At 68.0% G+C, this 21,210-nt stretch carries 23 protein-coding genes; 12 read left to right on the top strand and 11 right to left on the bottom strand.

The genetic code is table 11. The features are described from left to right. From Q1N79_RS16070 to Q1N79_RS16040, 7 genes are all read left to right on the top strand, one after another. Nucleotides 1-234: hypothetical protein (locus tag Q1N79_RS16070; RefSeq protein ID WP_300609880.1), on the top strand; the 234-nt coding region annotated here is incomplete at its 5' end. A 187-nt stretch (nucleotides 235-421) separates the two neighbouring features. Beyond that, the gene (locus Q1N79_RS16065) at nucleotides 422-907 is read left to right on the top strand and encodes a hypothetical protein (protein ID WP_300609879.1); all 486 of its coding nucleotides are present in this window, start codon (nucleotides 422-424) and stop codon (nucleotides 905-907) included. Nucleotides 908-1,179: 272 nt separating this feature from the next. Continuing rightward, nucleotides 1,180-2,265: a DUF262 domain-containing protein gene (locus Q1N79_RS16060; protein WP_300609878.1), complete on the top strand. Its 1,086-nt coding sequence runs from the start codon at nucleotides 1,180-1,182 to the stop codon at nucleotides 2,263-2,265. After that, nucleotides 2,262-3,014, top strand: a complete 753-nt coding sequence (locus Q1N79_RS16055) for an MAE_28990/MAE_18760 family HEPN-like nuclease (protein WP_300609877.1) — start codon at nucleotides 2,262-2,264, stop codon at nucleotides 3,012-3,014. Before Q1N79_RS16060 ends, Q1N79_RS16055 begins: the two co-directional genes overlap by 4 nt. Then, on the top strand, nucleotides 3,011-4,063 hold the full coding sequence (locus Q1N79_RS16050) for a DNA cytosine methyltransferase (RefSeq protein ID WP_300609876.1): 1,053 nt from the start codon (nucleotides 3,011-3,013) through the stop codon (nucleotides 4,061-4,063). Before Q1N79_RS16055 ends, Q1N79_RS16050 begins: the two co-directional genes overlap by 4 nt. Nucleotides 4,064-4,138: 75 nt before the next feature. Beyond that, nucleotides 4,139-4,339, top strand: coding sequence for a hypothetical protein (locus Q1N79_RS16045; protein WP_300609875.1), 201 nt, complete (start codon nucleotides 4,139-4,141; stop codon nucleotides 4,337-4,339). Between the two features lie 37 nt (nucleotides 4,340-4,376). After that, nucleotides 4,377-4,718 (top strand): hypothetical protein, encoded by a 342-nt coding sequence (locus tag Q1N79_RS16040; RefSeq protein WP_300609874.1) that lies wholly within the window; start codon nucleotides 4,377-4,379, stop codon nucleotides 4,716-4,718. A 740-nt stretch (nucleotides 4,719-5,458) separates the two neighbouring features. Here the strand turns inward: Q1N79_RS16040 and Q1N79_RS16035 are convergent. Then, a complete protein-coding gene (locus Q1N79_RS16035; RefSeq protein ID WP_300609873.1) occupies nucleotides 5,459-6,961 on the bottom strand; it encodes a recombinase family protein in 1,503 nt (500 codons plus the stop codon). A gap of 351 nt (nucleotides 6,962-7,312) precedes the next feature. Here Q1N79_RS16035 and Q1N79_RS16030 point away from each other — a divergent pair, with 351 nt between their 5' ends. After that, complete coding sequence (locus Q1N79_RS16030) at nucleotides 7,313-7,933, top strand: nucleoside kinase (RefSeq protein ID WP_300609872.1); 621 nt, start codon at nucleotides 7,313-7,315, stop codon at nucleotides 7,931-7,933. 8 nt (nucleotides 7,934-7,941) lie between these two features. On the opposite strand, the gene Q1N79_RS16025 is transcribed toward Q1N79_RS16030, so the two are convergent. Genes Q1N79_RS16025 through Q1N79_RS16010 form a run of 4 tightly spaced genes read right to left on the bottom strand, consistent with a single transcriptional unit; the run spans nucleotide 7,942 to nucleotide 10,360 of the window. Further along, the gene (locus Q1N79_RS16025) at nucleotides 7,942-8,154 is read right to left on the bottom strand and encodes a hypothetical protein (RefSeq protein WP_300609871.1); all 213 of its coding nucleotides are present in this window, start codon (nucleotides 8,152-8,154) and stop codon (nucleotides 7,942-7,944) included. Between the two features lie 12 nt (nucleotides 8,155-8,166). Further along, nucleotides 8,167-9,060 carry a hypothetical protein gene (locus tag Q1N79_RS16020; protein WP_300609870.1) on the bottom strand — a complete coding sequence of 298 codons (894 nt, stop codon included), beginning with the start codon at nucleotides 9,058-9,060 and terminating at the stop codon, nucleotides 8,167-8,169. Further along, nucleotides 9,057-9,971, bottom strand: a complete 915-nt coding sequence (locus tag Q1N79_RS16015) for an ABC transporter ATP-binding protein (RefSeq protein ID WP_300609869.1) — start codon at nucleotides 9,969-9,971, stop codon at nucleotides 9,057-9,059. The genes Q1N79_RS16020 and Q1N79_RS16015 overlap by 4 nt, the downstream gene beginning before the upstream one ends. After that, entirely contained in the window at nucleotides 9,968-10,360 is a 393-nt protein-coding gene (locus Q1N79_RS16010) for a GntR family transcriptional regulator (RefSeq protein WP_300609868.1), read from the bottom strand. Before Q1N79_RS16010 ends, Q1N79_RS16015 begins: the two co-directional genes overlap by 4 nt. Before the next feature lie 107 nt (nucleotides 10,361-10,467). Between Q1N79_RS16010 and Q1N79_RS16005 the strand changes: the two genes are divergently transcribed. Continuing rightward, nucleotides 10,468-10,878 carry a PPOX class F420-dependent oxidoreductase gene (locus tag Q1N79_RS16005; protein WP_300609867.1) on the top strand — a complete coding sequence of 137 codons (411 nt, stop codon included), beginning with the start codon at nucleotides 10,468-10,470 and terminating at the stop codon, nucleotides 10,876-10,878. On the opposite strand, the gene Q1N79_RS16000 is transcribed toward Q1N79_RS16005, so the two are convergent. The 4 genes from Q1N79_RS16000 to purM all read right to left on the bottom strand — a co-directional run bounded on the left by Q1N79_RS16000 (nucleotide 10,879) and on the right by purM (nucleotide 15,080). Further along, nucleotides 10,879-11,400 carry a winged helix-turn-helix domain-containing protein gene (locus tag Q1N79_RS16000; RefSeq protein ID WP_300609866.1) on the bottom strand — a complete coding sequence of 174 codons (522 nt, stop codon included), beginning with the start codon at nucleotides 11,398-11,400 and terminating at the stop codon, nucleotides 10,879-10,881. It lies immediately after the preceding gene. Between the two features lie 90 nt (nucleotides 11,401-11,490). After that, on the bottom strand, nucleotides 11,491-12,474 hold the full coding sequence (gene nudC / locus Q1N79_RS15995) for an NAD(+) diphosphatase (RefSeq protein ID WP_300609865.1): 984 nt from the start codon (nucleotides 12,472-12,474) through the stop codon (nucleotides 11,491-11,493). Further along, a complete protein-coding gene (locus tag Q1N79_RS15990) occupies nucleotides 12,468-13,859 on the bottom strand; it encodes a dipeptidase (protein ID WP_300609864.1) in 1,392 nt (463 codons plus the stop codon). The genes nudC and Q1N79_RS15990 overlap by 7 nt, the downstream gene beginning before the upstream one ends. Nucleotides 13,860-13,865: 6 nt before the next feature. Next, a complete protein-coding gene (gene purM, locus Q1N79_RS15985) occupies nucleotides 13,866-15,080 on the bottom strand; it encodes a phosphoribosylformylglycinamidine cyclo-ligase (RefSeq protein WP_300609863.1) in 1,215 nt (404 codons plus the stop codon). Between the two features lie 168 nt (nucleotides 15,081-15,248). Here purM and Q1N79_RS15980 point away from each other — a divergent pair, with 168 nt between their 5' ends. Both Q1N79_RS15980 and Q1N79_RS15975 read left to right on the top strand, forming a co-directional pair. After that, nucleotides 15,249-15,770, top strand: a complete 522-nt coding sequence (locus tag Q1N79_RS15980) for a 2,4'-dihydroxyacetophenone dioxygenase family protein (RefSeq protein ID WP_300609862.1) — start codon at nucleotides 15,249-15,251, stop codon at nucleotides 15,768-15,770. Between the two features lie 9 nt (nucleotides 15,771-15,779). Next, entirely contained in the window at nucleotides 15,780-16,073 is a 294-nt protein-coding gene (locus tag Q1N79_RS15975; RefSeq protein ID WP_300609861.1) for an MTH1187 family thiamine-binding protein, read from the top strand. A 137-nt stretch (nucleotides 16,074-16,210) separates the two neighbouring features. Here the strand turns inward: Q1N79_RS15975 and Q1N79_RS15970 are convergent, their stop codons facing one another. Beyond that, a complete protein-coding gene (locus tag Q1N79_RS15970) occupies nucleotides 16,211-19,606 on the bottom strand; it encodes an ATP-dependent DNA helicase (RefSeq protein WP_300609860.1) in 3,396 nt (1,131 codons plus the stop codon). 792 nt (nucleotides 19,607-20,398) lie between these two features. Further along, nucleotides 20,399-20,686 (bottom strand): HEAT repeat domain-containing protein, encoded by a 288-nt coding sequence (locus Q1N79_RS15965; RefSeq protein WP_300609859.1) that lies wholly within the window; start codon nucleotides 20,684-20,686, stop codon nucleotides 20,399-20,401. A 245-nt stretch (nucleotides 20,687-20,931) separates the two neighbouring features. Here Q1N79_RS15965 and Q1N79_RS15960 point away from each other — a divergent pair, with 245 nt between their 5' ends. Continuing rightward, a complete protein-coding gene (locus tag Q1N79_RS15960) occupies nucleotides 20,932-21,144 on the top strand; it encodes a hypothetical protein (protein ID WP_300609858.1) in 213 nt (70 codons plus the stop codon). The last annotated feature ends 66 nt before the right edge of the window (nucleotides 21,145-21,210 follow it).

The raw sequence follows: 21,210 nt of genomic DNA, 5'->3' as shown, positions 1-21,210 counted from the left end.
GTGGGCGGGCTCGCCCAGGCCCAAATTGACCAGGTGGAAAGCCTCGCGTCCCGGATTGCCGACGCTGTGGCGGTGCGCAGAATAGGCACGTCACTCGACGTCCGCGAAGCGGTGTCCAACGTGAAGAGCTACGGCGAGGGCACCGTGATGATCTGGTTTCTTGAGGATTACCGGGACGACGTCATCCTCGTGGTGCGAGTCCAGCACTTCGGGTTCCCTGATCCGACAGGCTGACCGCGTCGGCGACCGCACCTGTAAAGACACGTTCGCCCTGGTGCGGTGCGCCAGGTCCGTGCCCATGACCGGTACTCCCTCGATATTCGAAAACGATCTTGTGTCATTTGTTGTCCTACATAGAACGGGTGTGCTATAATCGTGGTAAGCCTGCAAACAAGACCCGGCTCCGGGGAGGTGATCCAGTATGCGCACCGGAAGCGAAGGCGAGAACGACGGCACGCCGGAGAGCGTTGCCGACGCGCTGCGGCTGCTGGGCGCCGGGCTGGACTACCTCAACTTCCCGGCGGCCGGTGAGTTCCCCGCTGCCGGGCTCGGGGAGGTGCTGGTCTCGCTCGGCGGGCTGCGGGCGAAGTTCGCCGCGGCGCACGCGGCGTTCCTGCGCCGGTTCGACGCGGCGGGCGCGCACGACGCCGACGGGTACGGGAGCCCGGCCGCCTGGCTGGCCGCCAGGACCCAGATGACCAGGAAGGACGCCAAGGCCGCGGTCAGGCAGATGCGCCGGCTCAGCGCCCACCGCGGCGTCGTCGGCGCGATGGCCGCCGGGCAGGTCTCCGAATCCTGCGCGCGGCAGATCACCGGCCTGGTGGGCAAGTATCGGACCATTTGTCACATATCAGGCATCTCGGGCATACGGCCAAGATCGTTTTGTCGGAGGTCGGCCTTACCATGAGCCTCGCACCGTGCAGACAGACATCGGCTCAGCAGGAGGTCGCCCAGCGTCACGAACCGAAGCGTTTCCCAAGTCGATATGAAGCCAGACGTGCGCCGAACCGCGGCCTAGCCCCCGAGACTGCCGAGGCACACCTTCGGCTACGGCGAGCCTGCGGCTCAATAGGTAAGCTGAACGCTTAGTATCTTCCAAGATCCCGCTAAGTAGTAGCGCGCGGAGCAGCGAAGGGCAAAGCGTATACGGTCGACATACCATGTCAAGCTAGAGAGGGGATGAAAGAAATTCCACCGCGTAAAGTTCGTCCTCGAACCTCAGAGGAGGTTGACGCTGCCGAGCGGCAGATCATCGAGCTTACCAAACGGATCGAGTTCTATATAACTGAGTACTCAGTTGAGCTGCTCGCTCTTAAGATGCGTGACGGATCTTTTGTCGTCCCGGCGTATCAGAGGAACTTTACGTGGGAGGAGCCGCGTAAATGGAAATTTATCGAGTCTGTAATCATGGGCCTGCCGATTCCCTTCCTCTTCTTCTGGGAGATGCCTGATGGCGAGCTAGAAATTGTCGACGGCTCGCAGAGACTGCGCACTCTCCAAGATTTTGTTTTTGGCGACTTGCGTCTAGGTGACCTAGAGCAGCTAACTGCGCTGTCTGGATTCACATTCAAGGATCTGCCGCAGTCGCGCCAGAAAAAGATCGTGAATCGATCAATACGGGGGATAGTTCTCAACGAGCGTGCAGATGATGCTGCCCGCCTAGATATGTTCGAAAGGATAAACACTGGCAGTAAAACTCCTAGGTTTGCGGAGGTTAGGAGAGGTGCCCTAGCAGGACCGTTCCTCGATCTCGTAATAGAGTTGGCTGAATGGGATGTTTTTGTTCACCTTGCTCCAATGTCCAAGGCGCAGCGTGAAGAACGCCAATCAGAGGAACTAGTCACGCGCTTCTTTGCGTACGGGGACGGACTCGAAGATTACCATGATCGTCCTTCTGACTTTCTGTTCGCGTATTCAAAGAAAATGAACAGTGTATTCGAGGAGGACGCTACGCGAGCCGATGCTTGTCGCCAACTCTTTATGGAGACGATGCAATTCGTCAATCGCGTCTTTCCGTATGGCTTCCGGAAGAACGCTACCGGTAACTCCACACCGCGGGCGCGTTTTGAAGCTATCGCAATCGGATCTCGGGCAGCACTGGAGGCTCGTCCTGATCTGGCTGAGATGCCCGCTGATAGGCTAAATGTCGAAGGCTGGATAGACAGTGAAGACTTTACGGAAGTTACAGGTTCTGACGGCGCCAACGCGATAGCACGGCTTCGCGGACGCATCAGCTATGTGGAACAGAAACTCCTTTCCGTATGACGACCTCAGACCTCCGCGACTTCTTCGAAGAGCGATTTGCGGAAATTGAATCTTATCTCGACCTGCTCCAAACTATTGAAGAAGCAGTGCGAAACGGCACACCGAGAATCGAAGGATCTGGTGTTGCCATTACTGCATCTCAGCAAAAGATCCTCTATTCGAGCGTCTACCTACAGCTTTATAATCTTGTAGAGGCCACTGTTTCCCGCTGTATCGGTGAGATAACTGAAGCCGCCACCTCACATCCCAACTCCTGGCGTGTAGATGATCTAATCGCCGAATTGAAGCAGGAGTGGGTTCGATCTATGGCGCGAACTCATATTGATCTGACTCCGGATAATCGACTCCAGGACGCTGTGGCAATGTGCAATCATCTAATCGCGCGACTCCCTGTGGCGCAACTAAAGATTGACATCGGTGGTGGTGGCAACTGGGATGATGAGGAGATCTATAGGATAAGTAAACGTGTTGGCTGTGAACTGCAGATCAGCGCGACGACTAATACTAGTGTGAAACGGCCCTTCCGCGACAACCTGGGCGCAATGAAACTAGTAAAGACTCGTCGCAACCATCTAGCTCACGGTCAGATCTCATTTGTAGAGTGCGCAGAAGGGGTAGTAGTCGCAGAGCTACGCGATATCACGAACGCAATAGGAGGTTATCTACGCGAGGCCATTACCTGCTTTTCGGATTATATTGACCTGTGTGCTTATGTATTGCCGGAGCGCAGGCCGAAAGGTGCCGCATGAGCCCCGGTAATGCCTCGCCGCGTATCGCAGCAATTGATTTGTTCTGCGGCGTAGGCGGTTTGACGCACGGTTTGATACTCGGCGGAATAGAAGTCAAGACTGGATATGACATCGACGCAGCCTGCAGATATCCATATGAGGCCAACAATTCTGCTACGTTCATACAGTGCGATGTTGCAAAGTTGACTGCCGATGAGATCAGGAAAGCTTTTGGCCGAGCCGATCTAACGCTATTGGCGGGCTGCGCCCCTTGCCAGCCGTTTTCTACCTATAGTAGAAGTGGCCGCAGTAAGAAGCGGGCACTTGATTGGCAACTTGTACCGAAGTTCGGTCGGCTGATCAGGGAAGTGCAGCCAGATCTTGTCACCATGGAGAACGTGTCTCAGCTGGTGGATCATAGTGCATTCAAAGAGTTTCTGGATCAACTTACCGGCTATCATGTTAAGTGGGCAGTAATTGAATGCTCTGACTTTGGCGTACCACAATCTCGTCGACGGCTTGTACTTCTCGCTTCTCGCCTTGGTCCCGATGGCCTGGAAATGCCGAAAGAATCAGGCGTAACATGCACTGTGCGAGACAAGATCTCTGAGCTTCCGAAACTTGACGCCGGCGAGCAGAACGACGAAGACCGTTTGCATAAGGCATCTTCGCTCAGCCCTTTGAACCTGCAACGTATTCGAGCTTCTCTTCCGGGAGGAACGTGGAGAGATTGGGATCCTTCCCTAAGAGCCGCATGTCACTACAAGGCAACTGGCGCGAGTTACCCGAGCGTCTACGGACGTATGGAGTGGGATAAGGTTGCGCCAACGATTACAACACAGTGCTTCGGCTATGGAAACGGACGCTTCGGTCATCCAGAGCGGGATCGCGCAATCTCCCTTCGAGAAGCGGCGATGCTCCAGACGTTTCCCCGTAACTATAAATTTGTCCCACCTGGCGAGCCAATTCTGTTCGCTAGGCTAGGTCGCTGGATCGGCAATGCCGTTCCAGTGAGAGTGGGTGAAGTTATAGGCGAAGTATTGCGTTCGCACGTCGGACTCTATAAGTGATCTGTTTCGGGCAGGCCAGGGCCGGTCTTGCATACTGCTGCGGACCTCTTGGCAAGTCCGAGCGTGTAGGCTCGCTTGGCATCGCTAACGGGCGCGCCGAAAGACATGCAGTCATGGGAGATAATCGCGACCTACCGGCACGCCTGGGCACTCGCCGAGTTCGCGCCATCCGGGTACCTCGCGAAGGCACTCGCCAGCTGGACGAGCACGGCGCGGCGCGAGCTGGAACAGCGAGGCGAGTGGCACCCAGAGCGGCTTCCGCCGCGCAGCCTATAGAAAACCCGCCGGATTGCCCGGCAAGGGAGTGACACAGATGAAACAAACGAGTACATCTGATCTGATCGCAGACCAGCGGAAGAAAGCCGAGAACTGGGACCTGCTGCTGGCCATGCTCAAGAATCCGGTAATACGCGATGACGCGATCAACAATCTTCGCCGGCTGCGGCTGGCGACGCTGATGCTGCTCGCCGCGCGCGAGGAACTACCCGACGCGCTGGTCACGGAGCTGCGGTCATACCGCGCACGTATCGATGCCCTTTTCCTGGAGGCAGTCGACGGCTATCGCGGCGACGGGCATGACATGCTGCCCACCTACATCACTGAAATGATCGCCGCCGAGCTGAGCCAGGAAAACGACGACGACGATTTGTGGTAATGCGCCGTCCGCAATCCGGTGCGCCCCGGACCGGCACGGGCACCGTGAAGGACCCGGGCCCTACTCTCTTCCCCTGAGCAGGGCCCGGTCCTTGAGCTTCTGCACGGCCCTGCCGAGCTTCGCCGTAGGCGCGCGCCCAGGATCGCTCTGGACGCGCCGTAACAACCGCGAAGCTTTGCGGTCGGGAATGTCTGCTCTCAGGCGTCCTGCGTGCGCCTGGGAGCCGTACGGCAGGCCGTCTACCGTCCACGTCCACGCCTCGCGCATGTCGGCGGAATCTGGACGTGGACGAACCGCCGGCGGCCGCGCGCCGTGTTTCCGGATAGGCACACCAGACCGTGAAGGGAGGCGATAAGACCCCGCCGAGTTGTCCGGAGGGGGGTGATACCCCGCGACTGATCTTGACCGTCAGAGGCGAGAAACGGAAGAGGTGACCGCCGATAGGGCAAAAGGGACACATGCGCGCTGCCCGCGGGCGCCGCTGAGCGCGGCGGAACGGGCGGTGATCCGCATGGCCGGCGCGGTAGACGCGCGCCGGTCACGGGCCAGGCAAGGGCTGCCGGAGCAGATAGACGATCCTGCCGTGATAGCCGTCCTTGCCGGGCTGCTGCGGACCGCGCGTAGGTCCCGGACACCCGGAACCAACCAAGAAAGGACGAAGCCGGCGGCATGACACCGCCCAGGAAAGGGAGAGCGGCGGAGGAGCAATCCCCCGCCGCTTTTCCGGGTCCTGCGGGGTATCAGAACCGCCAGTCGAATTCGCTCCGGTCACGGACCGCGCGCAGGATGAGATCGCGGTCCCTGATTCCGAAGCTGCGGTTGGGGGCGGGATTCACGATCACCCGGTTTAGGACGGCTTTGACCGCCGCGCGGCGCCGGTCGGTATTCCAGTCCTCCCACGCGTCGCGGACCATGTCGGAGGCGGGGATGTCGCCGAACACGGTCGCCGACCCGGTCAGCTTGTCGTATTCCTTCCGTGCTTTCGCGATCCGCGCTTCGGTGCGCTGCTTGATATCGAGCCAGTCGTCCTTGTCGATGACGTCCTCGGCCCAGTCCCGCCGCGCGTCGGCCCGCTTGTCCTGGGCCCTGCGGATTTCCTCCAGCAGTTCCGCGCGGCGCGGCGCGCCGGTATCCTGCCCGGCCCGCACCGCCTGCTGCACGCGCGGAGATTCCAGCGCGTCCAGCACCGCGCCGGTCACGTACTCATCCAGGATCTCCTGATTGACCGAGATCCCGCCGCACCCCTTGCCGGCCGGCCCGGTAACACACCGGTACGTCGCCGACTTCCCCGTCCTTGCCTTGTACGGGTACAGCGGCCCGCCGCACTTCCCGCACCGCGCGATCCCGGACAGCAGATGCCGTTTGCGGCCCACCACGTGCGCCCGCCGCGACGGATCGGAAAACAGCCGCACCAGCCGCTCATGCGTCTCCACGTCCAGGATCGCCGGCCACTGCGCCGGATATTTCTTCCCGTGCCATTCCCGCAACCCGGCCAGATGCGCCGACCGCAGCGTCCGCACCAGCGAGGACTCATCCCATTTCCGCGCCCGCGACGGCCGTATCCCGCGCGCCGTCCATTCCCGGATGATCGACCCGACCGCCTCGCCCCGCAGCACCCGTTCCGCCGCGTCCCGCAACGCGTCGGCCTCGACCGGGTTGATGTCCTCCCGCAGGATGACGCGCTTGCGCTTACTGGTCTCCTCCGGGTTGGCGTACACGCGGGTATACCCGAACCACCGCGGCCCGCCCCCGGACGGCTTCCCGCTGCGCGCGATCCGGTCATGCGCCTCGCGGACCCGCACGCTCTTGACGGCGCTTTCCCGTTTTGCCCGCAGCGTTTCCATGCCGCCGTAATACGCGCCTTCCGGGGTGGACAGGTCCAGGTCCCCGCCGGCATACGCGCTGAGGAGAACGCGGTGCTCGATCGCGGCTTTCTCGAACCGGCTCCAGTCCGGCAGGTTGCGGGTCAGCCGGTCCACGTCGCGGATAATCACCACGTCGATTTCGTCACGCTCGATGGCGTCGATCAGGTTGACGAAATCGTCCCGCTTGATTTCCTTGAACGCGGAATAGCCATCGTCCTTGAACCGGGCCACCACCCGCCAGCCGCGCCGTTCCGCGTGCCGGTCGGCGTTGGCGAGCTGCGTGGGCACTGACTCCGCAGCGTCGTAGGTCTCGCTCAGCCGCGCGTACACTGCTGCCCTGAGCTGAGCGTTCTTACTTTCCCGGTGTGTATCGGCCATGTCACCTAGAGTAGGTACAAAACGCGGACTAGGGCTACTCCGACAGCATCCCGGCCGCCATCCGCCGGGCCGTGCTGCTGCGCGACAAGGCCTGCGCCTGACCGCGGTGCGACCGCCCCGCCGCCTGGTGCGACGCACAAGAAGGACGGCGGCACCACCAGCGTCCACAACTGCGTTCTACTAAGTCAATTCCATCATGACGTTTGCATTCACCGGCGGGGCTGGGAGCTGGTCCTGCACCCCGACGGCACCACCACCGCCTACGGGCCCAACGGGCAGATGCTGCACAGCCACCCGCCGCCCACCCTCCGCGCCGACTAGCCGGCGCTGCCATGTGCTTACGATCCTGGCATGAGCCACCCGGAGAAGCCCCCCGATGAGGTTTTCTGCATGGGCTGCGGCCCGGGGACGATTCTGGATGCCGACCCTGGGGCGCACCGGCTGCGCTGCCCGCGCTGCGGCGGTGAGTCCTGGCTTCCCGCGCTGCCGCTGTTCGTAGTGACCGGCGCCAGCGGTGCCGGCAAGAGCACGATTACCGGACCGCTGCGGAGCCTTCTTCCCCGCTGCCTGGTCGTCGAGACCGACGTCATCTTGCACGTGGCCGCGCTCGGCTGGGACACCTGGCGCAACACCTGGCTCCAGCTCGCCCATGCGGCGGCGCTCGGCGGCCAGGCCACCGTGCTTACCGGCTCGCTCACCCCCGACCAGCTGGAGCGCCTGCCTGCCCGCAAGCTCATCGGCCCGATTCACTTCGCGTTGCTTGACTGCCCCGACGATGTCCTGGCCGGCCGCCTGCGGGCACGCCCTGCCTGGCGCGCCTCATCCACCGAGGCGAAGATCGCCGAGCACCAGCGGTTCGCCGCATGGCTGCGCGCCCGCATCACGCCGTCATTCGACACCAGCACCGCCGGCGCGGCCGAGGCGGCCGACCGGGTCGCCGCCTGGGTTCAGGCGCTGCTTCCTGCGGCTTAGCCGGGCGCTCACACGTCGCGGCCCAAGGCCGGCCGGCCGTAGACCAGGTAGGCGAGGCCGCCCCACGGGCATGAGGCCAGGCAGATGACCGCCCAGCCCCACTTGGGCAGGTAGCGCACCCGCGCCCGGTCGGCCCTGGCCAGGTTGTACAGGCAGAAGCCCTGCCAGGCGGCCCACAGCGCGCAGCCGACGGCGATGATGGCGATCGCCCGAGGATTCATTTGCAGGCTCCGTTAGGTAGTGCGACGATGCAGCAGCCAGACCGCCGTGCCAAGCGCCGCGACGGCGACGGCCAGGTACAGGCCGCCCCCGATGAGCTGGATGGTCCAGAACCGGCTGGCGGGCAGGTAGGTGACGACGAGCTCGCCTGCGCTGCGCGTGATGCCGAGCACGAAGTCCCCGAGGTGGCCGGTGACCGGGGGCACCGAGACGGTGCTGGCGCCCGGGCAGCCGGCCCGGCACGGGATCCGCATGACGGCCGGGGCCGGGATATTGATCGGACCGCTGAGCAGGACGACGACGGTGCTGGGGACCTCCCACGCGAGGTACGCGACCACCAGCGCTCCGATGACGTTGCGCAGCAGCAGCCCGGCGAGCACCCCGAGCCCGAACGCGCACAGCAGGGAGGCGGTGAACGTCAGCCCCTCCGTGTTGGACATGCCGGGCTGGACCCTGGCGGTGACCTGGTCCAGCGGCTGATGGAACCAGGTCATCAGCGCGGTAACCGCGGCGCCGAAGACGATCAGCCCGCCGGTGAGCAGCCCGAGCTTGGTGACCAGCCACCGGGTCCTTGGCACGGTCTGGCTCCAGGCCAGCCGCCAGGTGCCGCGCTCCAGCTCCCGGCCGAGCAGCGGGGCGCCGGCGAAGATCCCGAGCAGCCCGGGTATCGCGATCAGCGGCACGTTGATGTACATGGCGATGTTGTTGTCGAACCTGTGCACGAAGGACGTGAGAACCGCCGGGCAGCCGGCGCCGCCGCTCGCCGCCAGGCAGGCGGGGAGGCCATCGGCACGGAACGACATGCGCATCCAGGTGCCGACGGCGAGCGCGAAGATCGCCACGGCGCCGAGCAGCGCCAGGCAGGCGATGGCCTGGGTGCGATGCTGGCGCCAGGTGACCCAGATCACGAGGCGACCCGGGCATGCTCGGCGGGACCGGCCGCGGGCCGGCGCTGCAGGTAGGCAAGCACCAGCTGCTCGAAGCTGACCGGCTCGGTCCGCCAGCCGGCGCCGCACGTGTGCGCGAGCTGGCCGAGGTCGGCGCTGACCAGCGCGGTGGAGTGCCGGTCGCTGTCGGTGCGGCTGATGACCGTTCCCGGCAGCCCGGCGTCGGGGACCGACCGGGGCACCGTCAGCAGGTGATGCGCGGCGAGCAGGTCGTCGACCGGTCCCGCCAGCTGCAGACGCCCGCCCGTGAGCACGATGAGCCAGTCGCACATCCGCTCAAGCTCGGCGATCACGTGCGAGGCGATGAGCACGGTGAGGCCGGTGCCGGCCGTCACCGCCATCAGGTCGCGCATGAACTCCAGCCTGGCGATGGGATCCAGGCTGGCGACCGGCTCGTCGAGCGCGAGCAGCGGTGCGCGCTTGGCCAGCGCCATGGTCAGCGAGACCTGAGCCTGCTGCCCGCCGGACAGGGCCTTGATCTTCCGGTCGAGCGGGATGCCGAGGGCGTCCATCCGCGCCTGCGCGAGGGCCTGATCCCACTGCGGGTTCATCGAACGGCCGAAATGGAACATGTCGGCGACGCTGAAGCCGCGGTACAGCGGATGGTCCTGGGCGAGGTAGCTGACCCGGGCCAGCGTCGCCGCGGTGTGGGCGCGGGACAGCTCGCCGAAGACAGCTACCTGTCCCTCGGTGGGCGCGAGCAGGCCCACGGTCAGCGAGAGCAGGGTGGTCTTGCCCGCGCCGTTGGGGCCGACCAGGCCGGCGACCGATCCCGCGGGCACCGTGAACGAGCAGTCGCGCAGCCCCCATACCCGGCCGTAACGCTTGCCCAGCCGGTCTGCCCGCAGCGCCACGCCGTCGTGGAGCGTCATCCGACCCGCTCCTTCCGTACGTCGTCGCGGACCACCGCGATCAGTGCGGTCACCGTCTCCTCGCCGAGCCCGGCGGCCTCGGCGGCGCGGAACCAGTGCTCAAGCAGGGCACGCAGCTCCGTGTACGTGTCGGGCGGGGGCGACGCCAACGTCGCGGTGATGAACGTGCCCTGGCCCGGCCGCCCGCCCGCCAGGCCCTCGTGCTCGAGCTGGCGGTAGGCCTTGACGACCGTGTTCGGGTTGATCGCCAGGTCCCCGGCGACCTCCTTGACCGTCGGCAGCCGGTCACCCGGACGCAGGTAGCCGAGCAGCAGCGACTGCCGCACCTGGTGGACCAGCTGCAGGTAGGGCGGTATACCCGAGGAGCCGTCCAGCTGGAACCTGAACATAACCCCTTCTTCCGTCGATTCCATTATTATATGATGTTAGTAGAATAGAATAAGCCTGGGACTGCTTGAACCCGCGTGCCCGGCACTGGTCCTGCCAGGATGTAGCCATGGATATTGACGCAGCGCTCGAGTTCGTCCGGACCCAGCACCACGCGGTGCTCGCCACCCTCAAGGGCGACGGGACGCCCCAGCTCTCGCCGGTGACCGTCGGCGTCGATGACGCGGGGCACGTGGTGATCAGCACGCGGCAGACCGCGTACAAGGTCCGCAACATCCGGCGCGATCCGCGGGTGTGGCTGTGCGGGTTCCCTGACGGGTTCTTCGGCAGGTGGGTGCAGATCGAGGGCACGGCGCAGATCGTGGAGCTGCCGTCGGCGATGGACGGCCTCGTCGACTACTACCGGCGCATCTCCGGCGAGCACCCTGACTGGGATGAGTACCGGGCGGCGATGCAGGCGCAGCGCCGGGTGCTGCTGCGGATCAGCATCGGCAAGGCCGGCCCGGACGTCAGCGGGTGATCAGATGAGCGGCGGCCGGAACTGGTAGCCGACCCGGTATTCGGTGACGAGGTACCTGCCGTAGGCCGGGCCGAGCTTGTGCCGCAGCCGGCTGACGTGCACGTCGACGGTGCGGCTGTCGGCGGAGAAGTCGCGCTGCCACACCCGCCGTACCAGGTCGGTCCTGGTGAACACGGTCGACGGGTGCGCGCTGAGGAAGGCCAGCAGCTCGAACTCCTGGAACGTGAGCGTGACCTCCGCCCCGTCCACCCAGACCCGGCGCTGGTCGTGGTCGAGCAGCAGCCCGGTACGGCCGTTCGCGGCCTCCGGCGAGCCGGGCTCGTCCGGCAGGCCCAGCGCCCCCACCGCGTTCACCGGGTAGCCGACGATCGCGAGCGACGTCCCTGTCCCCGGGATCGGGACGACCGCGAGCAGGGTCCCGTCCGCGCCGGCCGGCGACGGCGAGGCCGCGGGCTCATACGGCGGGGCCTCCATGCCGCCGAGCAGTCGGGTTCCTATCTGCACGTCCTCCGCCACCTCCATCCGCGCGCTTGCCCAGTATAGCCTAGTAAATAGATCGTTTTTGTCAAGAAATTACGATGCAAAACCACGGAAAAAACTGTGAACAACATGCTAGCGAGCCGGCGTCGTCCAGCCGCCAGGTCCGTCGGGAAGCTCGGCGCCGTACCAGTATTCGATCAGTCGGCGGGCGATCGAGGACGTCGGCGCGATGCCGAGCTCGCCCGCCTCAAGGCCGGCCAGCAGCTCCGGGCGGGTGAACCAGTGCGCCTCGCCGATCTCCTCGGCGTCGACCACGATCTGCTGCCCGGCCATGGCGACGGCCTGGAACCCGAGCATCAGGCTGCGCGGCATCGGCCACGGCTGGCTGCCCAGGTAGCGGATCTGCCCGACGGCGATCGCGGTCTCCTCGAAGACCTCGCGGGCCACCGCGTGCTCGGCGGACTCACCGGTCTCGACGAACCCGGCGAGCACCGACATCCGGCGCTGCGGCCAGGCCAGGTTCCTGGCCAGCAGGCACCGGTCGTCCGGGTCGGTGACCAGCACGATCATCGCGGGATCGACCCGCGGGAAGTGCTCGGTCCCGTCCTTCGGGCAGGTCGTCAGGTGCCCCGCCGGGGCAGGCACGGTCGGGGTGCCGCACTGCGGGCAGTGGGTGTGGCTCTCGTGCCAGTTCGCCAGGGCCACCGCGTGGGTGAACAGCCCGGCGTCCCGGTCGCTGAGCACCGCGCCCAACTGCCGCAGCGACATCGGCTTAGCGCCGTTCTCTTCTGAACGAGCCGTGGCGGCTGCCGCGAGCACGCCGCTCACCCCGAAGTAGGCGACGTCGTTCTCATCCACGCCCAGCAGGAACCTGGTGCCTTCCGGCGCGTCGCCCGGCGGCACGAAGACCAGCTCCGGCTGGTCACCGTCGAACCGGACGAGCGCCTGGGAGTCGCTGACCACGAGCACCCGGGTGCGCGGATTCGCCCACGCGGCCGCCACCCACGCGGCGTCGCCGCGCAGGTGCGTCGCCCGGTCGACCGCGGAGCGCGCGAGAGCGAGGCGGCCTAGCGGGCCGGCCTCGAAGGGTTCTGTGCCTGCGGGGACGCTTACCACGGGTCGGTCCCCGCGCCTGCCGCGAGCTCTCCCCACAGGTAGGCCGCCGCTTCCGCGCCCCGCAGCAGCCTGGAAAGGTCCACATACTCATTGGGTGCGTGAATGCGGTCCGCGTCAAGCCCTACCGCCAGGAAGGCGAGCGGCGCGCCGAGGATGCCGGCGAGGTCCGCCTCGGGGCCGCTGCCGCCCTCCCTGGTGAACAGCACCTCCCGGCCGAACGCGCGCTCCATCGCCCGGCGTGTCGCGGCCACAGCAGGTGAGTCGATCGGCGACCTGCACGGGCGTACTCCGTGTCCGGCGGTGACAGTCGCCACGAGTCCGTTCGGAGTAAAGGTCTTGATGTACTCCCGAAGCGATGTGATGACGGCGGCCGGCTCCTGCGCGGCGACCAGCCGGAACGAGACCTTGGCATGTGCCTGGCCCGGGATGATCGTCTTCGGCCCCGGGCCGGTGTGCCCGCCCCAGACGCCGTTGACCTCGGCGGTCGGCCGGGCCCAGATCCGCTCAAGCGTGGTGTAGCCGGCCTCGCCGTACGTCGCGCCGCTGTCGCCGGCGCCGGTCAGCCACTCCCTCTCGCCGAACGGCAGCCTCGCGAGCAGGTCCCGCTCGGCGTCCGACAGCGGGATCACGTCGTCGTAGAAGCCCGGCAGCGTCACCCGGCCGTCCGCGTCGTGCAGCCCGGCGAGCAGCGCCGCCAGCGCGTGCAGCGGGTTGGGCACGCCGCCGCCAAACGAGCCCGAGTGCAGGTCGTGCGACGGCCCGGTCAGGGTGATCTCGGCGTCCACCAGGCCGCGCGTTCCCGTGCAGATCGACGGGACGTCCGCCGCCCACATCGTGGTGTCGCTGACCACGATCACGTCGGGGCGCAGCCGGTCCCTGCGGTCGGTGAGGAGCCCGGCGAAGTTCGGCGAACCCGACTCTTCCTCGCCCTCGATCAGCATCGTGATCGATACCGGCGGCGCGGTCGCACCGGACGCCGCGAGGCAGGCGCGCACGCCGAGCGCGTGGAACAGCACCTGGCCCTTGTCGTCGGAGGCGCCGCGGCCGTATATTTTCCCGTCTCGTTCGGCCGGCTCGAACGGCTCGTAGTCCCAGCCGTCGGCGAGCTCGGCCGGCTGCACGTCGTGGTGGCCGTACACGAGCACGTGCGGCGCGTCCTCGCCGTCGGCGGGCCAGTGCGCGTAGACGGCGGGCAGGCCCGCGGTCTCCCACACGTCCGCGACGGGGAAGCCGGTCTTGCCCAGGTAAGCGGCGAGCCACTCGGCTGACCGGCGCACGTCGCCGTGGCGGGCCGGGTCGGCCGACACCGATGGAATCGCCAGCCACTCCTGCAGCGCGGCGGCGAACTCGGCCGCGTTCGCCTCAACAAACTCCCGGATGTCCATGGGAACCTAACGTACCGGTTCGAACGCGTCCCCTTTGCCCAATAGGCCCGCTGACGGGATCGACACCGTCCGGCCGGGGCGGCTGGTCACCCAGCCGACGCGGACCGCGTCCTCGCCGACGTCCTTCAGCGCCTCGAGCGCGGCCGGCTGGTCGGACTTGGACACGACGACGCAGAACCCGATTCCCATGTTGAACGTCGCGTACATGGTGGCCGGCGGGATCTCGCCCCGGTCGGCGATCAGCGCGAATATCTCCGGCACCGGAACGATCGCGTCCAGCTCGTAGGACACGTCGGCCGCGAGCCTGGCGAGATTGAGCAGCCCGCCGCCGGAGATGTGCGCCATGCCGCGCGGGGTGATGCCCGCCGCCCACAGCGCCTCCGCCGCCTTCACGTACACCCGGGTCGGCTGCAGCAGCGCGTCCGCCAGCCGGCGGCCGCTGCCCGGTACCGGGTCCGACAGCGACATGCCGCCCGTGCGCAACAGCGCGTGCCTGGCGAGGGAGTAACCGTTGCTGTGCAGCCCGGAGCTCGGCAGCCCGAGCACCACGTCACCCGGCCGGGCCGCGCTGCCGTCCACGGCCTCCCGCCAGGCCGGCTGGCTGCCCAGGACCCGGCCTGCCTCCTCGCTCAGCCGCGACTGCCGCGGCGCCTGCGTGGGGGCCCCGACCGGGGCCTGGAACGGCGGGAGCGCGCCGATCGCCGTGCCCACCAGATCGAGCATCGGGCCGCCGCCTGCCGAGTCCGCGAGCATCTCCCCGACCTGCGCGATCTCGCCGCCGGGGATCGCGATGCCGGCTAGTTCCGCGCCGAGGAACAGGCCGCGGGCTACCTCGTCGAGCACGCCCTCGTCGATCCGGTCCGTGGCGATGTAGTCGAGCAGCGCGAGCGGTACCGCGCCGACGCAGATCAGGTCGTTGACGTTGTTCGCCACGCAGTCGATCCCGATCGGCTCCCAGCGGTTCGCCTCGCGGGCGAGCATGATCTTGGTGCCCACCCCGTCGGTGGTCAGCGCGAGCGGCGGGCCTGGCGGCACGTGCATGAGCGTCGCGAAGTAGCCGCTGGCCAGCCCGGTGATGGACGTCACCAGCGGGGACCTGACCGTGGTGCGGGCCAGCCACGGGCGCATGACGCGGGCGAACGCGGCCTGCTCGCGCTCCTCGTCCACCCCGGCGGCGGCGTAGGCAGACGGCGTGCGTTGTTCTGGCGGCGTCGCGTTCATGGACGCCAGAGTAACGGATCGTCCTGGTCACCCTCGGTGAGGCTCGGTGCCTCGGTGCGGCTCGGTGCCTCGGTGTCCCCGCTGAGGCCGGGATGCTTGCCCCGCGGGCTCCCGGCACGCGAGGCTGAGCGTTGTACGAGGCAACACGAATGCGAAGGGGAACTGGTCATGGCCAACGAGTTCTGGCGCGAGCTGAAGCCGGTCGCGGAGGTATTCCGGCCAGGCGCGGCACCCGAGGCGTACATCCACGACGCGGCCACGCTGGACGAGCGATGGTACGCGCCGCTGTCGCCGACCGCGGGAAGCCGGCCGCTGTTCATCTCCCCCAGCCAGAACCGCTGGTGCGACGTGCTGTACTGCCGCAGCGCCGGGATGGTGAACCGGCACTATCACCCCCAGCAGGTCTTCGCCTACACGATCTCGGGCAAGTGGGGCTACCTCGAGCATGACTGGGTGGCCACGAAGGGCGACTGGATCTACGAAGCGCCGGGCGAGGCACACACGCTCGTCGCGTACGAGTCGGACGAGCCGATGATGGTCACCTTCAACGTGACCGGCCCGCTGATCTGGCTGGACGAGAACGGCGAGCCGAACGGCACGTTCGACGTCTTCGACTACATCAAGCTGTGCCGCGACCACTACGAGAAGGTCGGCATCGGCGCGGACTACATCGACAGGCTGTTCCGCTAGCCTGGGCCCATGCTTGTCGCGTTCTCGGTAACCCCGCTCGGCGCCGGCGAAGACGTCGGCGAGATCGTCGCGGAGGCGGTCCGGGTGGTCCGTGCGAGCGGGCTGCCGAACAAGACCGACGCGATGTTCACCACGGTGGAGGGCGACTGGGACGAGGTCATGGCCGTGGTCAGGGAGGCGGTGGACGCGGTCGCCGCGAGGGCGCCCCGGGTCAGCCTCGTGCTCAAGGCCGACCTGCGCCCCGGCGTGACGGGCGCGCTCACCGGCAAGGTGGAGTCGGTCGAGCGCTACCTGCGGTCCTGAGCGCTCCGAAACGGATAATTCACCCATCTCGGGCGGCACGGCCGCCGAGGGGAACGACATGTGGCGCAAATTGATTGTACAAAAGGTGCAAATCGGACGCGAAAGCATACAGATTGCGCCACATGTCGGCTGGCGGCTCAGCCTGCCTGGTCGGTCAGCGGCACCCGGTCGATGAGCGCGACAAGGCCGGCCTCGTCGAGCAGGTCGGCCGGGCGGACCGTCAGGTCGTGGCGCACGTAGTAGAAGGCGGCGCGCACCCGGTCCTGGGCGACGTCGGCGAGTGCCGCCCAGGCCAGCCGGTACGCGGCCAGCTGCACCGCGACCGCGTCGAACTCGGCCTGCGTGCGCGGGGGCTGCCCGGTCTTCCAGTCCACCACGTCGAATCCGCCGTCCGGATCGGCGAACACCGCGTCGATGCGCCCCCGCACCTGCCGGTCCCCGACCAGCATGTCGAACGGAACCTCGACCTCGCGGGGCCAGCGGCCGCCCCACTCGCCGGCCTCAAACCGCGCCCGCAGCTCGATCAGCTCCGCGTCGGACTCGTCCGGCTCCGCGAACAGGTCGTCGTCTTCGATCAGCCGCTGCTGCCCGAACCGCTCCTCGAGCCAGCGGTGGAATTCCGTCCCGCGGCGTGCCTGCCTGGCCGGCGGGCGCGGCATCGGGCGGCGCACCTGCCGGGCCAGCTCGTCGGGATCGCGGGCCAGCGCGACCAGCGCGGACACCGACAGCCGGGCAGGCAGCGGCACGGGCACGGGCCCATCGCGGTGCCGGTACCGAGCACGCTCGGCGAGCAGCAGCCCGGCGTCGAGTTCCCACGCCGCGATCAGCTCCCGCTCGGCCGCGGTGAGCCCGGTCTCCGCCTCGCCCGCCTCGTCCGCCTCGTCCTCGTCGGCGACTTGGCCGGGTTCCCAGGCCCGGGCCCGCCGCGCGGCCTCGACCAGCTGGCCGGCCGAGCTGACCGCCTCGTAGTACCGCCCGGCGCGCGTCCCCGGCCAGTCCGCCTCGTCCACGTCGGCGAGCAGCGGGTTCTCCGCGTCCTGCGGCGGCTGGTCCGCCCAGCCGCGCACCGTCCCGGCGCCGGCCTCGCAGGCCGCGCGCACCTCGGTGAGGAACACGGAAGGGCCGAGCGGCGCGGTGCCCTCGCCCCACCAGTACCCCGAGCAGCCGAGCCAGAACGCGGCGCGGGTGGCTGCGACGTACGCAAGCCGGCGTTCCTCGGCGAGGTCGCGCGCGCCGCACGCGTCGGCGAACGCGGTCAGCGACTCGGCGTCAAGCCCGTTCAGGGCCGGCAGATCGGCGGCGTCGCCGCGCAGGCTGAACGGGATCAGCCGCGGGTTGTCCGTCCACTTGGTGGAGACCCGCGGCCGGGCCGGGAACACCTGCGCCCGCTCCCCCGCCGCCAGCCCGGGCACGAACACGGCAGGCCACTGCAGTCCCTTGGCAGCGTGGACGGTGAGCAGCTTGACCGTGTCGGCCTCGCCGACCCGCCCGGTCTCCAGGCCGAACTCCTCTTGCTGGGCGGCGGCGAGGTAGGCGAGGAACGCGCCGAGCGTGGGCTCCGGCTGCTCGCCGGCGAACGTCGCGGCCACGTCGGCGAACGCGTCTAGGTCGGAACGCGCGGCGCTCAGGTCACCGCCGGGCCGGGCGGCGACCTCGATGTCCAGGCTGAGCGTGCGCTCGATCTCGGCGATGAGGTCGGCGAGCGGCCGCCCGACGTGCTCGCGCAGCCGCCGCGTCTCGGCGGCGAGCGCGCGCAGCCGGGCGTACCCGGCGGCGGAGTAGCGAGCCCTGTCGCCGAGGTCGTCGAGCGCCTCCACCAGCGAGCCGGTCTCCGCCGTCAGGTCGGTGACCGCCTCGGCGAGCGCGTCAGCGGTGCCCTCGCCTGCCGCTGCTGACGATTCGTTCCGGGTTTCTGCCGTTATGACAGCAGAAACCGGGGACGAATCCGCGGCATCGCCGTCGGCGCCGACGGCCAGGTCCCGGGCGCGGCGGCCGAGGGCCACCAGGTCGCGCGGGCCGATCCGCCAGCGCGGCCCGGTCAGCAGCCGGGCCAGCGCGTCCGACGCGGCGGGGTCGTGCAGCACCCGCAGCGTCGCCACCACGTCCTGCACCTCGGGGACGCTCAGCAGCCCGCCGAGCCCGACCACCTCGACCGGGATGCCGCGCGTTTCCAGCGCACGGCGCAGCGGCACGAACTGGGACCGTTTCCTGCACAGCACCGCGATGTCCGCGGGCCGCACCCCGGCGGCCCTGCCGTCCGGCCACGGCTGCCCGTCCGGCGCGGACCCTGCGGGCAGCGCCAGCAGCGCGGCCGCCTGCCCGGCCACCCACTCCGCCTCGTCGGTGACGGTGGGCAGCAGCCCGCAGCAGACATGGCCCCGGTTGCCGCGGTCCGGCGCGGGCACCAGGACCGGCACGTCCGGCGACTGCGCCCGCAGCCGCGCCTGGAGCACGGCGGCCGCGTCAAGCACCCGGCCCGCGTTGCGGAAGCTCGTGGACAGCAGGCGCACCGGCGCGTCCGCCCCGGAGCTGGCGCGGAAGTCCGTGGCGAACCGCCGCAGGTTGCCCGCGCTCGCACCGCGCCAGCCGTAGATCGACTGGCACGGGTCGCCCACCGCGGTCACCGGGTGCCCGCCGCCGAACAGGGCACGCAGCAGCGTGAGCTGGGCGTGGCTGGTGTCCTGGTACTCGTCGAGCAGCACCGCCTGGTAGCGGCCGCGCTCGGCGACCCCGACTTCTGGATGCCGGGACGCGATCCGCGCCGCGAGCGCGACCTGGTCCCCATGGTCGAGCACCTCGTGGGCCGCCTTGGCCGCGGCGTACCGGCTGACGAGCGGCAGCAGCTGTTCGCGGGCCCGCTGCGATTCGACGATCCTCTTGACGCCAGCCGGGATTCGGCCGGGCAGCACGGCCTGCCGTGCGGCGAGCCACTCGCCCACGGCCGTCACGTCGGCTGGCTCCCGCAGGTGCTCCGCGAGCTCCCCGGCCAGCTGCAGCACCGCCGCGGTGACGGTCTGCGGGGTCCACCCGACCTCGTCCATCGGGCCGTCGTAGGCGGCCACGATCAAGGCCGCGAGCTGCCACGACAGGGCGGGCGTGATCAGCCGCATGGACGGCTCAAGGCCCTCCCTGAGCGCGTGGTCGCTGACCAGCCGCCCGGCGTACGCGTGGTAGGTGCAGATCACGGGCTCGCCCTGGTCATCCGTTTCGTCGCCATTGCCGGCCAGGTCGGCCCGGCGCAGCCGGTCCAGCCGGGAACGGACGCGGTCGGCGAGTTCCGCGGCGGCCTTCCTGGTGAACGTCAGGCCGAGCACCCGGTCCGGGCGCACCATCCCGTTGGCGACCAGCCACACCAGCCGCGCCGCCATCGTCTCGCTCTTGCCGGACCCGGCGCCCGCGATCACCGCAACCGGGCCGGGCGGCGCGCCGATCACCGCGGCCTGCTCCGGCGTCGGCTCAGGCAGCCGCAGCACCCGCGCCAGCTGCGCGGGGGTGTACGCCGCGCGCGGTGCCCGCTCGTCCGGTTGCGTCACAAGGCCATTCCAGCAGACGCCACCGACATTCCGCCCGTCAGGCGAGCCTCCTCCAGTTCGTGCCCGCTACGCGGGCGATACAGCAATGCGCCTCGTGGCGCACGTGCGTCACTTTGTAGGGGGGCGAGATCACCTTTGGGTCTGGGCCGGGCGGTTCGTGTCTGAGTGTGTGCGGACTGCTCCAGATGGCTTCCCAGGTGCTGCCAGGCTCGCGACAGCGCACGGCGACGATGGCGTCCGCGTCGGAGATGGTCCAGCATGCCTGCCTGCTTGAGGCGCTGCCCGATGACGCCCCCCATCAGCGACGTAGCCACGTGAGCGCCGACATGCCATGTCGGCAGGTAGCCAGCTTCACCGGCCGGGCCGCAGATAGCCGACACGGCCGACGCGGCCCAGACATTCGTCGCGCCGTTCATGCGCGGCCAGGATGACCTGGATCAAACCCTCGTTCCCGGTCACGGGACATCACCCGCTGACGCGCCGGCCCACGGCTCGAAGTTCAAGGGACCCGGGTCGAGCTCGACGATGAACGCCCCAAACTCAACATTCCTGAGGGAGAACCGCCGGTGAGGATTGGGTCCCGCCGACAGGCAATACACACCGCGGCGACCACTGCCGATGTCTGCCTCCCCGACCATGGCGGGTAATGCCATCGAGATCTCCCCGAACCCGAGGACCAGGCCCTGCGCGTCCTCCTGCCCTATGTAGGGCAGCGCAAAGCCATCACCTACGGCCCGATCCGCGCCAGCTTCGGCAAGAGAATCTGGTCCCAATCCTGGCCCGCTGCGCACGCTACGCTGGCAGCCGGGCCAGCGCCTTCTTCGCTTCACGCCGGACAAGGCTCCGCGGGTGATCCAGCAGCCGCTCGACCGCGGGACGCACGCCGGACGGCTCAAGCCTGCCGAAAGCCATCACCGCATGCGCCACAACGTCTTCGTCACCCAAGAGGCCGACCAGCAGCGGTACCGCCCGGGGATCCTTCGACCGGCCCAATCCCAAGACGATCATCTGACGCGCTGTCCCGTAGCCAGGATCTTCGGCCAGCGCCGCGATCTCATCGTAAACCGAGTCGTCAGCCACAACCGCTGGCCGGCGTCCACGCGCTGCTGCCCGGCCAGATCCGGCACCTGCGCACCGACCAGATCGACCTGCCCGGCCTCCGGCTCGACCCGCAGGGCCTTGACCGGCCCCTTGATCAGTTCACCGCCGGAGCGATCCGCGGCTACCTCGACTTCCGCGGCAGCCGCTGGCCCGCCACGGCCAGCCCTTACCTGCTGGTCACCCGCAAGACCGCCCACACCGGCAAGCCGGTCAGCGAGTTCTGGATGAACAGGCTGTTCCGCAGCCTGCCCGTCACCACCGAACAGCTCCGCGACGACCGGATAGTCGAAGAAGCCCTGGCAGGCCGGGCCGACCCGCTGCACCTAGCCGCCGTCTTCGGCTTCGCCCCGCGCACCGGGCTGCGTTACGCCCAGGCCGCCAGCGCGACCACCGAACCCACGGACGCGCAGAGCCCCCAGCAGGCGCCCGATCCGTGAGTTCCCCGTTCCGGCCCTTCAGAATTGCTGAACTGTCGGGAGACCGGGTTCGACGCGTTCTACTGC

This window comes from Trebonia sp., from assembly GCF_030042015.1.
GTDB lineage: Bacteria > Actinomycetota > Actinomycetes > Streptosporangiales > Streptosporangiaceae > Trebonia.
This window is presented reverse-complemented; position numbering and strand designations above follow the sequence as displayed.